This is a genomic window from Brevundimonas sp. KH_058 (assembly GCF_057838505.1).
Genome location: NZ_CM174469.1, coordinates 783,595 through 800,049, shown reverse-complemented (window position 1 = coordinate 800,049; position 16,455 = coordinate 783,595). Strand labels below are relative to the sequence as shown.

Here is a 16,455-nt window from a genome sequence, read left to right as displayed (position 1 = left end):
GAATGGTGAGTTGCGCGGGGAACGATTTGGCCGACCGTTTTGAGGATATGAGAACCTTCGTGGCTGTCGTGGAAGGCGGCGGTTTCAACGCGGCGGTCGACCGGCTGGGCGTAGTGAAATCGGCGGTCAGTCGACGCATTCGCGACCTCGAGGACCGACTGGGGTCGCGGTTGCTGGATCGCACGACGCGGCAGATCAAGCTCACCGAAGCCGGCTCGGGTTTCTACGAACGGGCTCGTCGCCTGCTAGCCGAGCTTGAGGAGGCCGAGGCGATCGCCTCGACCGGATCGCAGGAGGCGGTCGGTCGCCTTCGGATCGCCGCTCCGGTGTCCCTGACGACGCATTGCCTGGCGCCGGTTCTGTGCGAGTTCCTGGACGCCAATCCGCGCGTGGAACTGGAAGTCGAGACCAATGACCGGATCGTCGATCTCTTCAGCGAGGGCTTCGACCTTGCGGTGCGGGTCAGCCGGCTGAAGGATTCATCCCTGATCGCCCGTCGCGTTGCGACCATCCGGCACGTCTGCTGCGCGAGCCCGGCCTATCTGGATCGGCATGGCAGGCCCCAGGTCCCTGCTGATCTGAAGGACCACGCGGGGATCGCCTACAGCAACGTCGATCCCAAGACCTACTGGATGTTCAAGGACGACGAAAGCGTCGAGGCCAGGGGGCGGCTCGTCCTGAACAACGGAGATGCGATCCGGGACGCTGCCATTCAGGGCGCCGGGATCGCCATGCTGCCCACCTTCATCGTCTCTCAGTCCATCCTGAAGGGCGAGCTGGAGATGGTGCTGACCGACTATCGGCGAGAGCCGATCGGAATGCACGTGGTCCATCCGTCCAGCAGGAACGTTTCGGCCAAGGTCAGGCTGTTCATCGACTTCCTGGTCTCCCGGTTCGGCGACGATCCCTTCTGGGACCGCAGCCTGTTCGGCGCGGCCATGCCCTCCACGGCCTCTTCGAAGGACCCGCAGGCCGGAACGCCCGCAGAAGCGCCCCTCGGGGACGCCCCCCGCGACACCGCGGGTTCGCCTGAAGACGCGCCGGCGAAGGTCGCCTGACCGGCACGGCGCCGGCGAGGCGCCTGCGCGGACCTGCGCAGCGTGGAACTCGCCGCCGGCGGTTCGTCGGCTGTCAGGCCTGCGGATCGAGGAACCGGCCCGACCGAAAGTCGGAGACGGCTTCCATAAGGGCGTCTTCGCTTGTCATCACGAACGGGCCATAGCGGAAGATGGGTTCGAGATTGGGCTTTCCCGCGAACAGCAGCAGACGTCCGCCACCTGGCGCAGAGACCTGCGCGCCGGAGCCTTCACCGAGGATCGCGGCGTGCCCGGTCCCGACATCGGCGCCCTCGGCGAAGGTCACCCTGCCATCGATGACATAGGCGAAGGCCCTATGTCCCGGTTCGATCGGCACCCGGACTTCGGACCCGGCGTCGAGCCGGATGTCCAGGAAAAGCGGCCGGGCGGTGCGTCCGGGCGCGGGGCCCCCCCGCCCGCCGTACTGACCCGCAATCACGCGGACAGTCGCGCCGTTCTCGCTGACCTCCGGGATCGAAGCGGACGCCAGCTCTCGATAAGCCGACGGGGTGCTCATTTTTTCGGCCCCCGGAAGGTTCACCCAAAGCTGGAACCCCCAAATCAGGCCATCCTTCTGCTCGGGCATCTCGGAATGGATGATGCCGCGTCCGGCCGTCATCCACTGGACGTCGCCGGCGCCGATGACGCCCTCGTTTCCGTTGCTGTCGTTATGGCGCATGTGACCGGCGAGCATATAGGTCACCGTTTCGATGCCCCGGTGCGGATGCGGCGGGAAACCGGCGATATAGGCGCTGGGGTCATCGGACCGGATCTCGTCCAGCAGGACGAAGGGATCGACGTCGTCGATGGTTTCGGTCGGAAAGACCCTGCGGATGCGAACGCCCGCCCCGTCCATGGCCGGCTTGGCCTCCAGGGTGCGCACAACCGGGCGCGAGATCCAGTCGATCGACATTGGGTGGGCTCCAGAGTTGCAAAAAGGTTGAGCGGGCGAGCCAATGGCGGCGCCCGCGGGTGTAAAGCCCGTTCCGGCATTGGACAGCTTCGAGCGCCGGGGCGCCGGTCCGCTGTTCGCCCGCGAAAGGCCCGGTCTTGCCCTTGGCACCGAAGACACAGCGCGATGGGAAGACCGGGCTGTACCGTCAGTGACGGCTCAGACCTTCGTCGGCCATGGCGCGCTGGACAGCGGGGTCTGCCAGCATGTGCGCATGGTGGCGCGCGACGTCCGGCAAGTCGGCGAGGCCGCCCGGCAGAGCACTGGTCGCCCACCGCACCATGGGCACTGTATAGGCGTCCACGAAGGTCCGTTTGGCGCCCAGCATGTATTCCCGGCCCTCAAGGTGCTTGTCGAGGATCGCCAACTTCTTGCGCACGAGGGCGACCCCGGCTTCACGGACGTGGCCCAGTTGCTCCGAGTCGGTCGAGGTGGTGTAGCGCTGGGGCATGAAGATGGGGAAGAAGGCCGGATGCAGGTCGCCCGTCAGGAAGGACGACCAGCGCTCAAGTTCGGCGATCTGCTCGAGGTTGGAACCGATGTCGAGGCTCGCTTCCGGATACCGGCGGGCCAGGTAGTGCAGGATGGCCGCGCACTGGGTCAGGGCCTGGTCTTGCCCGATGTCCAGCGCCGGAACGGCAGCGGACGGATTGATGCGCGCATAATCGGGATCGGTCGTGTTGACGCGTTCAGCCGTGTAGGGTCGTCCGATCCATTCCAGGCAGATGTGGACCGAGAGCGAGCAGGCTCCGGGCGTATAATAGAGTTTGTGCATAGCAGATCTCGCTGCGGTCGGGCCGCGTGGATGATGGCCCCAGGATAGAGGGGGCGCGCGCCCATAGCCGCGCGGGACCGCAGAACTCATCGTGCTCCAGAAATGAACGCCAGGACGTTCTGTCCGAGCTTATCGTCGCGCTTCCCGGAGGGCGAAGTGGAACAGGTCGAGACCATGAATGCGACGGGCGTAGACGCCGCCAGGATGGAAGCGTTCAGCGACGGAGTGATCGCCATCATCGTGACGATTATGGTTCTCGAACTCCGGCCTCCGGATTCCGCCAGCCTGACCGCCCTGGCCCCGCTGTGGCCGATCTTTGCCGCCTATGGGCTGAGCTTCACCCTGGTCGCCATCTATTGGGTCAATCATCATAATCTGCTGCACTCCGCCCGGCGGGTCGGGACGAGCACGCTGTGGCTCAACATTCATTTCCTGTTCTGGCTGTCGCTCTTCCCCTTCGCCGCCGCCTTCATCGGCCAGGGCCGCGCCGCGCCGCTGACGATCGCGGTCTATGCGGGTGTTTCGGCCATGACCTCGGCCGCTTTCATGTGGCTCAACCGGGATCTGACGGGGCACAATCAGGAGGTCGAACACGTCCGGCGCCTGGCGCGGCCGCGACGACTGAAGAACCTTCTGGCCCTGGCGGCCAACGGTCTGGCGATCCCCATGGCCTTCGTCTTCGAGCCGCTCGCTGTCGCCTTGCTGGCCGCGCCGGCCGCCGCCTACCTCCTGCCCCTGGGCGCTCCCGGGGAGCCGCACCCCGCTGCAGGGCCCCGGGTGACGTGACCGAGACGGCCGGCCGGGAACGCTGAAGCAACTGCGGACGCCTTTCCTGCAGAGATCCGCCCGCCGCGTGAGAGGGAGCGTCCCGTCGCGAGGATCGCCGCCGGAGGCGCCATGCCGCCGTCGCGTCTCAGGTCTTGCGGGCCTCCAACAGGGCGGCCGTGGACAGGCCCAGGCCGACGAACCAGAAAAGCGGCCCCTGCAGACCGGGCCATAGCGGCATATAGCCCGGGGCCAGGACGAAGGCGATGAAGCCGATATCGGTGGCGCTCACGGCCACGAGGTTGATCCACCAGCCCCGTGAACTGTTCCGCCAGTTCAGGACCACCGCGGCTACGATCGCTATCAGGGCGAAGCAGAGCAGGTTCCAGGCGTTCTGCAGAACGCGCGCGCGTTCCATGCCGTCCGCCATCTGCTGTCCGAGACTGTAGACCTTCCACGCCGCCTGAACGTGGAGCAGGCCCCAGATCACGTAGGCGACCGCGCCCGCCTTCGCCAGCCAGGCGGCGGCCGGGGCTGAGGAGGGGGTCGGGGCGGAGCGGGGGCGCTGAAGCGTCATGACGGTCTCTGGTCTCGTGTTGTCGCGCCGAAGCCTTCTTGGCGACCGGTGCTCGGGCGATGTCCGCACGGCGCCGCCGTGTCAGGTTTCCGCTCGTGACGGGGTTGCCAGGGGCGGGCCCCCGGGAAGGTCTAGCCCGTCGGCTGACCAGCGGCGGCGCCGGACTGGAGAACACTGAGTTCTCCCGGCCCAGGCGGACGGCGACAGGCGAGGGGGCTACCTTGACCCCATCGTCGCCTTGGCCGGGCTTCCCCCCAATCCCCCGACCCGGCCGGGCGTCGTCAGCCTGCGTGCTTGCGCGCAGGCGCATCCCGATCTCAACGCCAGGAGTATCTGTAATGGCTAGCGAACCCATCCGTGATCCGAAAACCGATCACCTCCTCACGCCGCAAAACTGCGCTTTTCTTCTGATCGACTATCAGCCGATCCAGGTCAGCTCGATCCGGTCCATCGGCCAGGAGGAACTGCTCTTCAACATCGTCCACACCGTCAAGGCGGTCGTGAATTACAACGTCCCGGTCATCCACTCGTCGGTGAACGTGGCGACGGGCCTCAACAAAGCGCCGATTCAACCCCTTATGGACCTGCTGCCTGACACGCCGGTCATCGACCGCACGACGGTCAATGCGTGGGAAGATGTGGAATTCAAGCAAGCCGTCCTCGCCACGGGCCGCAAGAAGCTGATCATGACCGCGCTGTGGACCGAGGTCTGCCTTGCCTTCCCCGCACTCGACGCACTGCGCGAAGGGTTCGACGTCTACGTCGTGGCCGACGCGATCGGCGGCACCTCCGTGGCGGCGCATGAGCTCGGGCTGCGCCGCGTCGAGCAGGCCGGCGGCAAGCTCATCAGCAAAACTCAGCTGTGGTGCGAGTTCCAGCGCGACTGGTCCCGCAAGGATACGGTCCCGGGCTTCATGGACGTGTTCGAGAGTTGGGACGGGTTCAACCCCGAAAAGAACGCCCACGCCTAAGAGTTCTACCGCTCCCGCGCCTTTCCGAGGGCGCGGGCGCGACGCCTTGGTCTCTCTTCCCGCCGGTCGGCGAGAAGAGAGGTGGGCGCGCATGCAGGCCGTCATCAGGACCTTCACCTGCAGGATGTCGCCATGGACGACGATCGGATTGCGGCAATATTCTTCACACGGGTGTTCCATCTCCACGTGGTTGGGGGCCGAACCCAACGGCGCGACCGTGAAATGCGCCGAACATGTTTTCACATAATCCGGGACGGTCGGTTCTACGAGCAGAACTTCCTGCTCGACGGAGCGGCGATACACAGGCAGCTCGTGGTGAACTTGGCGCTGTACAGTCGGTCGCCCGGGCCGACCGGCCAGCGTCGAACCTGAGTTATGGCTGAGCGCCTTGAGCGCCAGTCGGCAAGGTAGAATCGACGCTTCAGACGATGTTGAGGAGTGGCTCGGGCGCCGCGATCTAGCCCTGCGATGATAGTCGCTTGGCTGGAGTTGCAATGGTTTTCGTGACGTCGGAAAGGCCGGTCACCCGCCCGGTTGTCAGCTATAGGGGGCCGGTCGGACTCGATCCTGGAGGATCGCGCCTAGGCCGAGCGAACGCGCCGTCGGTCCTAGTTGCCGCCTTCGCGGCCGCCGGCTTCCCGCAGCAGGTCGCCAATCCCTCGCCCGTTCAGGCGACAGGCGGCGACGACGCGATCGTAGACGACGACCCGGCCGCTTCTGCCCCTGACCGCGACGCAGGTTAGCCTGCGCCCCCGCACCAGACTGGCCAGACGATCCCGGGCGCCGCGACCGGCCGGGCTGTTGAGTTCTGGAGCGTCGAAGTCCGACAGCCGCACCTCGATCCAGGTCGAGGGGTCCGCCGTGGGGCCAAGGCACAGGCCGTCGCCGTCCCCGACATAGCGGACCAGCCCGGAGAAGGTCTCGCCGGCCCGGTCAGGCAGGCGTCCCTCGCACGGGTCGGCGCGGGCAGCGGCGGGGGTGAGGAGGAGGCCGGCGACAACGAGGAGCCATTTCATGGGCACAGGGTGAAGCGCGTCCGCCGCTTCGCCAAGACGCCATCGATCGAAAGGGAAAGCGAGGGCGGCGGCGGGCGCTCCGATCAGGGAGCGCAGACCAGGAGGTCGCCATGAGATCGCTTCCCGACCGCGCACCAGCATACCCGGCCCTTGCGGCTACACCCCCCTTCACCGCCGAGCCGTCAACGCTCTCAAATCTGGACGACCTGGCCCTGCTCGGCCTGCTGCTTGGGCGATGCCTGCCGGCGCCTATGGTCGGCGCCACCGCTGAGGCCCTCGTCGATCGGTTCGGGTCGCTCGGCGATATCGCCGCCGCCGAGGTCGCCGAACTCGGCCGGCTGCCCGGGATTGGTCCGGCGGCCATTCTGGATCTCAAGCTGTTGCGCGAACTGAGCGTGCGGCTGTCGCGGACCACGGCGTGCGCCCGCCCGGTCCTGTCATCCTGGAACGCGCTCACAGCCTATGCCCGGACGACCCTGGCCCATCTGCCCCGGGAACAGTTCCGAACCCTCTTTCTCGACCGCCGCAATCACCTCTTGCGCGACGAACTGGTCGCCGACGGCACGGTGGACCACGCGCCCGTCTATCCGCGGGAAATCATCCGGCGGGCGCTCGAACTGTCCGCCTCGTCCCTGATCCTGGTTCACAACCACCCTTCCGGCGATCCGACCCCGTCCCAGGCGGACATCGTCGTCACCCGCCAGATCGTGGACGCTGCGAAACTGTTCGGCATCCAGGTCCACGACCATCTGGTCCTGGGGCGTCAGGGGACGGCGAGCTTCAAGCAACTCGGCCTGTTCTGAGGCCGTCATGACCCTTCACGCCATCGTCGCCGCCCTGGGCGGCGACCTCTACCAGAGCGGGCTGCGCGCCAATGTGCCCGCGCCGGGCCACAGCCAGGCCGATCGATCGGTCTCGCTCCTCCTTTCCCAGGGTCGGGTCATCATCCACGGGTTCGGCGCGGCGGACTGGAGGGCCATCCGCGACCACCTGCGTAGTTCGGGTTTCATCGACGATACCGGGCGTCTCACGGGGGCGGGGCGCGCCCCGGTGTCGGCCCCGGCGCCGGACCGCCGGCGGCGCATCGAGACCGCCTCTCGTCTGTGGCATGACGCTCGACCGTTAAGCCCCTCCGATCCCGCGTGCCTCTACCTGCGGCGCCGCGCCGTCCAGAGCGGCGACGGGGCGCTCGACCTGCGCTTCCATCCCGCCGTCCCCGTCTCCATCTACCGGCCCGGCGGGCGCACGCGTCCGGCCCTCGTCGCGCGAATCGTCGGGGCGGACGGGGGCCTGACGGCCGTCGAGGTGACCTATCTCGAGCCGAACGGCCTGGGCGCCGTCGGCCTCGCCGTGCCCCGCAAGACGGTGGGCGTCGTGCCGCCTGGCGCGGCGGTTCGCCTGTCGCCGGCGGCCGAGGAGATGCTGGTCGGCGAAGGGGTGGTCACCACCCTGTCCGCCATCGACCGCTTCCGCCTTCCCGGCTGGGCCCTGATGTCGGCGAACAATCTCGCGGCCTGGACCCCGCCGCCGGACGTCCGGCGCCTGCTGGTCGCCGCGGACCGGGGCGCGGTCGGCGAGGACGCCGCCGCCCGCCTGGGCCATCGCCTCAGGACGCTGGGAATCCAGGTTCGGGTCTGCTGCCCCAACCCGCCGTTCGAGGACTGGAACGCGATCGCCCGCGGCGTCGCGAAAGGAGGAGCGAGGGCGCTCGGGGGCGCCGGAGCGGCGGGGATGGGCCCCGTCGCCCTGCGGAGATGATCCCATGACCGACCTCGCTCCCGTTATCACCCCTGTCGTTGTCGTCGAGCGCGACCGACGCACAGTCCGTCTCGGCGATCTGGGCATCGCCCGGGAAAACCTCCGTCACGGCGAACCGCCCGACGACGACATTCCCACGCTCGCGGCGACGATCCGGGCGGCCGGCCAGCTTCAGCCCCTGACGGTCCGCCCCGGTCGCGGCAGGAAGGAAGAGCCGTGGATGGCGCTCGACGGACGCCGTCGCCGGCTCGCGCTCGGCCTTCTTCTCCAGGCCGGCGAGATCGGCGAGGACCATCCCGTCGATGTCTTCGTCGAGACCGACCCGGCCCGTCAGGCCGCTGCGGTGCTCCTCACCAATACCGCCGTGCCCGTCCATGTCGCCGACATCATCGCGGCGATCGGCAGGATGCTGAAGTCGAAACTGACGGTCGCGGTGATCGCCAGGGCGCTGGGCTATGCCGAGATCGAGATCAAGCGTCTGGCGGCGCTCGCCGGCCTGCCGTCCGCAGCGCTCGTCGCCCTGAAGAGCGGCCGCATGAGCCTGAAGCAGGCGCGGCTGCTGGCGCGGCTGCCGGACAAGGCCGAGCAGGAGGAACTCGCCGAGGCGGCCTTGGACGGTCACGGCTTCCAGGACTGGCGCGTTCTCGAACGGCTCGACGACGCCCGCGTCACCGCGCGCGACCGCCGTTGCGCCCTCGTCGACCCCACCACCTACAGCGAGGCCGGGGGCCGCACCGAGACCGATCTCTTCGGCGAACTCGTCCCCGTCCTGCTCGACCCTGACATCCTGACCGATCTGTGGCTGAGGCGCGCCCGTGGCATCGCGGCCGTGTTCGAGGCGGAAGGCGTCGCCGTCCACGTCACGGCTGGCCCGGAGCCGGATCTGCCCGAGGACCTGGAAGCGCTCGGCTATGTCTATGGCGGCTCCCTCCCGGCCGAGGAGATGGCGCGATATCGCGCCCAGCGCGAGGTCTTCAACGATCGTGTCGAGGCTGCGCGCCTGGCCTTGGCCGAACCGGCCCGGCCGGACATCGCCGATCTCGCCATCATGGACATGATCCGCGCGCGGATCGCCTCCGACCAGACCGGCTGCGGCGGCCGCGTCGTGACGACGATGGTGATGTGGCCGGCCGCGGAGACGGGCGTGGAGGTGCGCTGCTACACGCCGGAGGAGCCCGAGACCGACGACGATGAGAGCGGCGGGGGCGATCCAGTCCCGCGCCCGGCCGCCCCGCCCGCCTACATCTCGCCCGAGGTAGAGGCGCCCGAACCTGAGACTGAAGGGGTCAACCACGCGCTCCATGGGGCGCGCACCGACGTCGCCACGCGAGGCCTGATCCGGGCCCTGGCCGATGATCCGTCCGCCGCCCTGACGGCGCTGATCTCGCGCCTGTTCACGGTGATCGTCCTGCGCAGCCGCGTGGCCCGGTCGGAGTCGGCCCTGGCGATCGTGGCCACGGGGTTCAACCCTTCGGCCGGGAGGGTCATCGAGGCCCTCGACGGCGACGTCCGCCAGCGCCTCGACGATCGTCGCGCCGCCTGGCAGGCCTCGGGCGAGACCGTGATCGCCTGGATCCATGGACTGCCGCACGGCGAGAAGATGGGACTGCTGGCCGAACTCACCGCCGTCAGCCTCGACGTCCGGGAGGAGAAGACCTTCCAGGTCCGCCGGGCTGCCCGAGCCGAGGCGGCGGAACTCGCCGCGCTTTGCGATGCGGACATCAGCCTGCACTGGACGCCCGATGCGCCCTTTCTGCAGTCTCATTCCAAGGGCCTCCTGCTGGGCATGCTCGAGACCATGGGCTCCGAGGACGAGCGCGCCCGGACCCTGAAGAAGACGGAACTGGTAGATTGGGTGGTCGAACAGGCGGCCGCGCGAACCTGGGCCCCCGCAAGCCTGTCCTGGCGTTTCTCCGTCGATGATGGAGGCGCGGCCGCGGAGGATGGTCAGGGCGCGGAGGACGGTCCTTTCGATGCGCTAAACGACGAGGCCGATGACGATGGCGTCGGCGCCTTCGCTGTCACCGCCGCTGGCGAAGCCGCGCTCGACCCCGCCGCGGCCTGAACCTTCGCCGACGACGAACGCGCCGCCTCGACCTCGGTCGGGGCGGCGTTGTCGTGCGGACCCGGAAAGGCGGGGGAAGGGCGGGGCGAGGCGAGCCTGGAGGACCGTGAGGGAGGGCCCTCCGCTCCAGGTGATCCGGATGCCCGCCATGCCTGCCGCCTCGATCACCCCGTCCCTGTTCGCCACGCCTTCGCGGTCCGACCGATCGGCCAATGTCCTCGCCGCGGCGCGGGCGTTCGCCATCGCCCTTGCGCGGTCCAGGCCGCTCGACCGCCGCCTCGTCGCCGATGTCATGACCACCGCCTTCGGCGCGTCGGATGCGGAAGGGGCCTGGACCTGGCGCGACGCCTATGACGCCATCGAGGCCGGGACCGTGATGCAGATCCGGCGCCTGGCGCCCCAGGTCGCGAGGCTGGAAGACGCGCCGGCCGAGATCGCCGCCGTCCTCGCCGGCGTGTCCGCCCTGGGTCTGACCCACAGCCGTCGCAGCGAGGAACAGGTCGCGCTCGACCAGTTCTCGACCCCGCCGCCGCTCGCGGCCATGGCGGTTCTGGCCGCCCAGGTGCGGCCCGGCGACCGTGTGCTGGAGCCCTCGGCGGGCACAGGGCTGCTCGCGGTGGTGGCCGAGGTCTGCGGAGGCGCACTGACCTTGAACGAGAGGGCGCCGGGCCGCGCCGGCCTCCTCGACGGCCTGTTTCCTCTGGCCGCGCGGACGCGGCATGATGGTCGCCACCTCGCCGACCTGCTGCCCGAGGCCGGCCGCTTCGACGTTGTCCTCGTCAATCCACCCTTCTCCGACCTGGCGGCTCACCTCGTCGCCGGTCTCAAGGCTCTGGCGGACGGGGGGAGGATGGCGGCCATCGTGCCCCTGACGGCCCTGGCGGACACGGGGATGCGCCGCGCGTTCGAGGCGCATGGCGCCGTCGTCGGGACGATCGCCTTTCCCGGCCGCGCCTTCGCCAGACATGGCACATCCGTCGAAACCGGGTTGTTGGTCGTTGATCGTGCGCCGGCGCGGACCTGGGATGGGCTCCTGCACCAGCCGGACGACTGGGACGCGATGACGGGCCTGATCCGCGGCCTGTCTCCGCGCGCCTCAGCCAGGCCGCGCGTCCGGATCGAGCTCGCCGCGACCTCCCTCCTCGCGCCCAGGGACCGTGGCCTGGCCCTGCCCTCCGGCCGGCTTGGCTTCCTCGCGGGCGCGGCGCCGCTCGCCTATGCGGTCAAGGCATGGAGCGGGGCAGGCCGCGACGTCGGCCTTTACCAGGCCCACGCCCTGGCGCGGATCGACCTGCCGGACCCGAGGCCGCATCCGTCCCCTCTGGTGGAGTCCGGGCCAATGGCCTCGGTCGCGCCCCCGGCGCCGACCTATCGTCCGGTCCTGCCGCCGACGATGCGGGCCGAGGCTCGCCTCTCGGACGCCCAGACAGAGAGCGTCATCTACGCCGGCGAGGCCCACGGCGGACATCTGCCTGGGCGGTTCCGCCCGGCCGAGGCGCCGCACGAGGTCGTGCTCGTCCGGGACGATGCGGAGGACGCGATCCGGTTTCGCCGCGGCTTCTTCCTCGGCGACGGAACGGGCTGCGGCAAGGGCCGCCAGATCGCGGCCGTCATTGCCGACAACATGGGCCAGGGCCGCATGCGGGCCGTCTGGCTGTCGCGGAACGACGCCCTTCTGGAGGACGCTCGCCGCGACTGGGGCGCGATCGGCGGCGGGGCCCATGACATCGTGCCGCTTTCGAGCTGGAAACAGGGCGACGGGATCCGGCTGGATCGCGGGATCCTGTTCACGACCTATGCGACCCTTCGCCAGCCCGCGCGGGCCGCGCGCCCGTCGCGTCTGGACCAGATCGTCGCCTGGCTAGGGGAGGATTTCGACGGCGTCATCGCCTTCGACGAGGCGCACGCCATGGCCAACGCGGCAGGCGGCGGCAAGGGCGCGCGGGGGACCAAAAAGGCCTCGCTGCAGGGCATGGCGGGTCTCGCCCTGCAGAACCGCCTGCCGAACGCCCGGATCCTCTACGTCTCGGCGACCGGGGCCACCACGGCCGAGAACCTCGCCTACGCGGCGCGTCTCGGCCTGTGGGGCGGGCCGGAGGCGCCGTTCATGACCCGCGCCGACTTCCTCGATGCGATGGACCGGGGCGGTGTCGCGGCGATGGAGCTGGTGGCGCGCGAGCTCAAGGCGCTCGGTCTCTATGTGGCGCGGTCGCTGTCGTTCGAGGGCGTCGAATACGAGCCGCTCGTCCATCCGCTGACGCCCGACGATATCGGCATCTGGGACGCCTGGGCCGATGCGTTCCAGGTCATCCACGCCAACCTGGCCGAGGCGCTGAAGGCTACCGGTCTGAATGACGAGGAGGGCAAGCCCAGGAGCGGACAGGCAGCCTCCGCCGTCCACTCCGCCTTCGAGGGCGCCAAGCTGCGCTTCTTCGGCCATCTCCTCGCCGGGCTGAAGGCCCCCAGCCTGATCGCCTCCATCCGTGACGACCTCGCTGCCGACCGGTCGGCCGTGGTCCAGATCGTCTCGACCAACGAGGCGGTGATGGAACGCCGGCTCTCCTCCATTCCGCCCGAGGAGTGGAACAATCTGTCGATCGACCTGACCCCCCGCGAATACGTCCTCGACTATCTGCGCGAGGCCTTCCCGATCCATCTGATGGAAGCGATCGAGGACGACAGGGGCGGGGTCACCATGGTCCCGGTCATGGTCGACGGACGACCAGCCGTCAGCCGGGAAGCCGTCGAACGCCGACAGCTCCTCATCACGCGTATGGCCTGCCTGCCCGCCGTGCCCGGCGTGCTCGACGCGCTGCTGGGGGCCTTCGGCACGGACGCCGTCGCCGAGATCACGGGCCGGTCGCGCCGGGTGGTGGTGCGGGACGGCCGACGCGTGGTGGAACGGCGCGGCGCCTCCGCCGCGCGGGCCGAGACGGACGCCTTCATGTCCGGACGCAAGCGGGTGCTGATCTTCTCGGACGCGGGCGGGACGGGCCGCAGCTACCATGCCGACCTGTCGGCGGAGAACCGCCAGCGTCGCGTCCACTACCTGGTCGAACCCGGCTGGCGCGCGGACGCCGCCATCCAGGGGCTGGGCCGCAGCCACCGGACCCACCAGGCCTCGGCGCCCCTGTTTCGGCCCGTGACCACCGACATCCAGGGAGAAAAGCGCTTCACCTCCACGATCGCCCGGCGCCTCGATTCCCTGGGCGCGTTAACGCGCGGAGAGCGCCGGACCGCCGGAGCTGGTCTTTTCCGGGCTGAGGACAACCTCGAAAGCCCCTGGGCGCGCCGCGCCCTGCTGGTCTTCTATGGAGCTCTGGCCTTCGGCGAGCTGTCGTCCATGATGCTGGAGACCTTCATGGCCAAGACGAGCCTGAAGCTCCTGGACGAGGACGGCCCCCTCAAACCTTCCGACGACCTGCCTCCCATCCACACCTTCCTGAACCGGCTGCTGGCCCTGCGCATCGCCGATCAGAACGCCCTCTTCGACGATTTCGACCGCATCCTCTCCGGCATCCTGGAGCGAGCGGCCGCCTCGGGGGACCTGGATCGCGGCCTGGAGGACATCGAGGCCGAGGAGCTGGAAGTCGTCGATCAGGAGAGGATCCGCACCGATGTCGCCACCGGCGCCGAGACGGCCCTGGTCACCTTCGCACTGAAGGTGCGGCGCGAGATCCTCAACGCCGACGACGCCCTGAACCTGGCGGGTGACATCGCCCACCGGCTGGTGGTCAACGAGAAGTCGGGCCGGGCGGCGATAGCCGAGCTCGGCCTGACGACGGCCACGGACGACGATCGCCTGGTCACGGCAGTGCGGCTCATTCGTCCCGACGACCGCCAGACCCTGGCCGAGAAGGCCTTCGAGGAGTCGTCCTGGAAGCCTGCGATCGTCGAGGACTGGCGGCGGGCGTGGGACGAGGAGGTCGCCGGTACGGACCCGTGGCGTCGGCGCGAGCTGACCCTGGCGACCGGCCTGCTTCTGCCAATCTGGGGCCGGCTGCCAGCCAGGGGCTGTTCCGTTCGTCGCGTCCGCGCGCCCGATGGGCGGCGCTGGCTCGGCCGTGTCCTCGACGCCGTCCAGGCCCGCGCTCTGAAGGCCGCTCTCGGCCTGACGGACGTGAGCGAGGCCTGGGCCGACGGCGCGACGACCGGGGCAGCAGTGCTCGACCGAGGCGTCCAGCTCTCGCTGGAAGGCGGCCTCTGGCTAAAGCGGGCCCGCGTCATGGACCGCTGGCGCCTGGAGATCGTCGGGGGGCGCGCCGATCGCGACGCCCTGGTCTCGTTGGGCTGCTTCGTCGAAATCATCGCCTTCACGCCGCGAGTGTTCGTGCCCGTAGATCGGCCGCGGGTGGTCGAGGCGGTGCTCCGGCGTCACCCCGTGCAGACCGTGCTAGACGGCGCCGCAGCCTGAGCGCCGGCCTGAGCTAGCCTTTCGGCGTCTCGCAGGGCCTGTCGGCGACGCACGGTCTTCATCAGGTCTTCGTTCAACTTGGGCGGATCCCAGGCGCGGCCGCCCGGGATCGTGGCCAGGGCTTCGGGGAAACGCATGTAGGTGAAGACCCTGTCGACGATCTCGATCATCAGGGCCTTCATTTCCGGATCGGAAATCCGGCTGAGCTCGGCCCATGGAATCTCGCCGTCCGGCGTGATGACCACGACGTCGCTGAAGTCGCCCGCGCGCGAGACCGGAAACCGTCCGGCGTGGAGCGTCTCGAGTTCGGTATTCCGGACGCAGATCTCCACGATCGCCTTGGACATCCGCGCCAGGTCGCGCGCGTCCTTGGCCGACAAAGGCTCCCGATCCATGCCGTCCCTCCTGGGTCGATCCCAATGCATCAGTCTAGCACGGGGGGCCTTGGCGCGGGCATCGCCTGACCGAGCAGACCGTCCGGGCGGAGGCCCGAACCGGAAAGTAATGGAGGAAGGGAGGCCATGGGTGAAGCGGGATGAGGGAGATCGGCTCCCCGGCGTTTCGGATCGACAGGAGACTGACATGCAATCCATGATGTTCACCGGGCGTCTCGCGGCGGATCCCCAGATCAGCGACGACTTCGGCAAGGCCGTGTTCCGGCTGCTCGAGAAGCGTGGCGTCGACGCAGCCGGCAAGGACCGGCTGGTCGGGGTCAACTGCGTCAGCTGGTCCAAGGGTCTGAACGAGAAGGTCATCGCTCGCGGACTGGCCCAGGGCTGCGAGGCCGTGGTCATCGGCGCCTTCATCGACACCACCTACACGGCCCGGGACGGCAAGGAGCGGGCGGCCAAGGAGTTGGTGATCAACCGGCTGACCGTCCTCGACTGGGCCGAAGGCCGCGACGCCTCGGTCGGCTCGCCCGACCGCGCCGCCGCCTGATCCTTTCAACCCCCTACATTCAACAGGAGACTGACCATGCAGACCCTCGTCATCGAAGGCTATCTGGCCGCCGACCCCTCCATCCTCTCCGCCCAGGGCTCGGGCAAGAAGCGCGCGAGCTTCCGCGTGCTGGAGACCACCCGCTTCCGGCGCGGCGACGGCACGCCGGGCGAACGCACCACCGGCTTCAACTGCGTCTGCTTCAACGAAGCGACTGCCGAACGCTACATCGAGCAGTACGCCAGGAAGGGCAGCCGGGTCGTGATCCAGGGCCACGTCGAGAACGACACCTGGACCGGCAAGGACGGGGTCGAACACTATGACCTTCGCCTGATCGTCGGCGACATTCGCCTCAAGAACCGGCGCGAGCGCGCCGGCGAGGACGATCCGGCGGAAAGCCGCCAGGTCCAGGAACCGGCCGGCGGCTACGATTTGAACGACGACATCCCGTTCTGATCGGAGCGGCTCCCTCCTTGAACGGCCCGGCGCGCAGGCGTCGGGCCGTTCTTCGTCTGCCGGAGAAAAAGGAAGGGCGGGAGGGGCGAGCCGATCGGGCTCGTCGCATCGGGAGTCCCCCCAATGACCGCCTCCGCCTGGACCCAGGATCGTATCGAACGCTTGAAGACCCTCTGGAGAGAAGGAAAGACCGCAGAGCACATTGCCCACGAGCTTGCGCACGGCATCAGTCGAAGCGCCGTGCTGGGCAAGGTCTATCGCATGGGCCTGTCGGCCGGACGCGCCGCCGCGCCGCCGACGATGAAACCGCGGCCCGCCCGTGCTTTGACCTCCCGCGCTCCGACCCTGCCGGCGCCTTCGCCACAGGAGGGCCTACCCGATGATTGTCCGGAGCCGCCAGAGACAGGGCGGGCGTCCCTCCTGTCCGTCCGCCGCCACGACTGTCGCTGGCCTCTGGGAGATCCGGGCACTCGCAGCTTCAGTCTCTGCGGACGGCCCGCCGTTCGCGGCGCCTATTGCGCGCCGCACGCCCAGATCGCGTATCGGCCTGTGCTTGAGACGACACGCAGCCTTGAGCGGCTGGCGGGTTTGGTCTGACGGCCATAGTGGCCATGGGGCCGCTGCAATCCACGTCTACACACGCCCGAACGGCGGCCTCGACGAGGTCGCCGTTTGTCAATTTGTCCGGCCG

At 69.0% G+C, this 16,455-nt stretch carries 15 protein-coding genes; 10 read left to right on the top strand and 5 right to left on the bottom strand.

Features of this window, described 5'->3' with window-relative positions:
* Window positions 1-2: 2 nt before the first annotated feature.
* A complete protein-coding gene (locus AC3ISA_RS03765; protein WP_489179392.1) occupies window positions 3-1,058 on the top strand; it encodes a LysR family transcriptional regulator in 1,056 nt (351 codons plus the stop codon).
* A gap of 73 nt (window positions 1,059-1,131) precedes the next feature.
* Here the strand turns inward: AC3ISA_RS03765 and AC3ISA_RS03760 are convergent, their stop codons facing one another.
* Both AC3ISA_RS03760 and AC3ISA_RS03755 read right to left on the bottom strand, forming a co-directional pair.
* A complete protein-coding gene (locus AC3ISA_RS03760) occupies window positions 1,132-1,989 on the bottom strand; it encodes a pirin family protein (protein ID WP_489179391.1) in 858 nt (285 codons plus the stop codon).
* 187 nt (window positions 1,990-2,176) lie between these two features.
* Entirely contained in the window at window positions 2,177-2,803 is a 627-nt protein-coding gene (locus AC3ISA_RS03755; RefSeq protein ID WP_489179390.1) for a glutathione S-transferase family protein, read from the bottom strand.
* A gap of 156 nt (window positions 2,804-2,959) precedes the next feature.
* On the opposite strand from AC3ISA_RS03755, the gene AC3ISA_RS03750 reads away from it, so the two are divergent.
* The gene (locus AC3ISA_RS03750) at window positions 2,960-3,589 is read left to right on the top strand and encodes a TMEM175 family protein (protein ID WP_489179389.1); all 630 of its coding nucleotides are present in this window, start codon (window positions 2,960-2,962) and stop codon (window positions 3,587-3,589) included.
* 127 nt (window positions 3,590-3,716) lie between these two features.
* On the opposite strand, the gene AC3ISA_RS03745 is transcribed toward AC3ISA_RS03750, so the two are convergent.
* Window positions 3,717-4,145: a hypothetical protein gene (locus tag AC3ISA_RS03745; protein WP_489179388.1), complete on the bottom strand. Its 429-nt coding sequence runs from the start codon at window positions 4,143-4,145 to the stop codon at window positions 3,717-3,719.
* Between the two features lie 338 nt (window positions 4,146-4,483).
* Here AC3ISA_RS03745 and AC3ISA_RS03740 point away from each other — a divergent pair, with 338 nt between their 5' ends.
* Complete coding sequence (locus AC3ISA_RS03740; protein WP_489179387.1) at window positions 4,484-5,116, top strand: hydrolase; 633 nt, start codon at window positions 4,484-4,486, stop codon at window positions 5,114-5,116.
* Window positions 5,117-5,724: 608 nt separating this feature from the next.
* Here AC3ISA_RS03740 and AC3ISA_RS03735 read toward each other — a convergent pair.
* Window positions 5,725-6,132, bottom strand: a complete 408-nt coding sequence (locus AC3ISA_RS03735; RefSeq protein ID WP_066629757.1) for a thermonuclease family protein — start codon at window positions 6,130-6,132, stop codon at window positions 5,725-5,727.
* Between the two features lie 110 nt (window positions 6,133-6,242).
* Here AC3ISA_RS03735 and radC point away from each other — a divergent pair, with 110 nt between their 5' ends.
* The 4 genes from radC to AC3ISA_RS03715 all read left to right on the top strand — a co-directional run bounded on the left by radC (window position 6,243) and on the right by AC3ISA_RS03715 (window position 14,369).
* Window positions 6,243-6,935: a RadC family protein gene (radC, locus tag AC3ISA_RS03730; protein WP_084375474.1), complete on the top strand. Its 693-nt coding sequence runs from the start codon at window positions 6,243-6,245 to the stop codon at window positions 6,933-6,935.
* Window positions 6,936-6,942: 7 nt separating this feature from the next.
* A complete protein-coding gene (locus AC3ISA_RS03725; protein ID WP_084375473.1) occupies window positions 6,943-7,890 on the top strand; it encodes a DUF7146 domain-containing protein in 948 nt (315 codons plus the stop codon).
* A 4-nt stretch (window positions 7,891-7,894) separates the two neighbouring features.
* Entirely contained in the window at window positions 7,895-9,955 is a 2,061-nt protein-coding gene (locus AC3ISA_RS03720; protein ID WP_066629729.1) for a ParB/RepB/Spo0J family partition protein, read from the top strand.
* A gap of 139 nt (window positions 9,956-10,094) precedes the next feature.
* Window positions 10,095-14,369 (top strand): strawberry notch family protein, encoded by a 4,275-nt coding sequence (locus AC3ISA_RS03715; RefSeq protein ID WP_066629726.1) that lies wholly within the window; start codon window positions 10,095-10,097, stop codon window positions 14,367-14,369.
* Here AC3ISA_RS03715 and AC3ISA_RS03710 read toward each other — a convergent pair.
* The gene (locus AC3ISA_RS03710) at window positions 14,330-14,764 is read right to left on the bottom strand and encodes a hypothetical protein (protein ID WP_489179386.1); all 435 of its coding nucleotides are present in this window, start codon (window positions 14,762-14,764) and stop codon (window positions 14,330-14,332) included. The two genes, AC3ISA_RS03715 and AC3ISA_RS03710, sit on opposite strands and share 40 nt — an antisense overlap.
* A 187-nt stretch (window positions 14,765-14,951) precedes the next feature.
* Here AC3ISA_RS03710 and AC3ISA_RS03705 point away from each other — a divergent pair, with 187 nt between their 5' ends.
* The 3 genes from AC3ISA_RS03705 to AC3ISA_RS03695 all read left to right on the top strand — a co-directional run bounded on the left by AC3ISA_RS03705 (window position 14,952) and on the right by AC3ISA_RS03695 (window position 16,361).
* Window positions 14,952-15,308 carry a single-stranded DNA-binding protein gene (locus AC3ISA_RS03705; RefSeq protein ID WP_066629722.1) on the top strand — a complete coding sequence of 119 codons (357 nt, stop codon included), beginning with the start codon at window positions 14,952-14,954 and terminating at the stop codon, window positions 15,306-15,308.
* 36 nt (window positions 15,309-15,344) lie between these two features.
* Entirely contained in the window at window positions 15,345-15,764 is a 420-nt protein-coding gene (locus tag AC3ISA_RS03700) for a single-stranded DNA-binding protein (protein ID WP_066629721.1), read from the top strand.
* 123 nt (window positions 15,765-15,887) lie between these two features.
* On the top strand, window positions 15,888-16,361 hold the full coding sequence (locus AC3ISA_RS03695; RefSeq protein WP_066629720.1) for a GcrA family cell cycle regulator: 474 nt from the start codon (window positions 15,888-15,890) through the stop codon (window positions 16,359-16,361).
* Window positions 16,362-16,455: the final 94 nt, after the last annotated feature.

Coding starts and splice junctions, on each gene's coding strand:
- AC3ISA_RS03765 (WP_489179392.1), top strand. CDS start 3: ATGGTGAGTTGCGCGGGGAACGATTTGGCCGACCGTTTTGAGGATATG.
- AC3ISA_RS03760 (WP_489179391.1), bottom strand. CDS start 1,989: ATGTCGATCGACTGGATCTCGCGCCCGGTTGTGCGCACCCTGGAGGCC.
- AC3ISA_RS03755 (WP_489179390.1), bottom strand. CDS start 2,803: ATGCACAAACTCTATTATACGCCCGGAGCCTGCTCGCTCTCGGTCCAC.
- AC3ISA_RS03745 (WP_489179388.1), bottom strand. CDS start 4,145: ATGACGCTTCAGCGCCCCCGCTCCGCCCCGACCCCCTCCTCAGCCCCG.
- AC3ISA_RS03740 (WP_489179387.1), top strand. CDS start 4,484: ATGGCTAGCGAACCCATCCGTGATCCGAAAACCGATCACCTCCTCACG.
- AC3ISA_RS03735 (WP_066629757.1), bottom strand. CDS start 6,132: ATGAAATGGCTCCTCGTTGTCGCCGGCCTCCTCCTCACCCCCGCCGCT.
- radC (WP_084375474.1), top strand. CDS start 6,243: ATGAGATCGCTTCCCGACCGCGCACCAGCATACCCGGCCCTTGCGGCT.
- AC3ISA_RS03725 (WP_084375473.1), top strand. CDS start 6,943: ATGACCCTTCACGCCATCGTCGCCGCCCTGGGCGGCGACCTCTACCAG.
- AC3ISA_RS03720 (WP_066629729.1), top strand. CDS start 7,895: ATGACCGACCTCGCTCCCGTTATCACCCCTGTCGTTGTCGTCGAGCGC.
- AC3ISA_RS03715 (WP_066629726.1), top strand. CDS start 10,095: ATGCCCGCCATGCCTGCCGCCTCGATCACCCCGTCCCTGTTCGCCACG.
- AC3ISA_RS03710 (WP_489179386.1), bottom strand. CDS start 14,764: ATGGATCGGGAGCCTTTGTCGGCCAAGGACGCGCGCGACCTGGCGCGG.
- AC3ISA_RS03705 (WP_066629722.1), top strand. CDS start 14,952: ATGCAATCCATGATGTTCACCGGGCGTCTCGCGGCGGATCCCCAGATC.
- AC3ISA_RS03700 (WP_066629721.1), top strand. CDS start 15,345: ATGCAGACCCTCGTCATCGAAGGCTATCTGGCCGCCGACCCCTCCATC.
- AC3ISA_RS03695 (WP_066629720.1), top strand. CDS start 15,888: ATGACCGCCTCCGCCTGGACCCAGGATCGTATCGAACGCTTGAAGACC.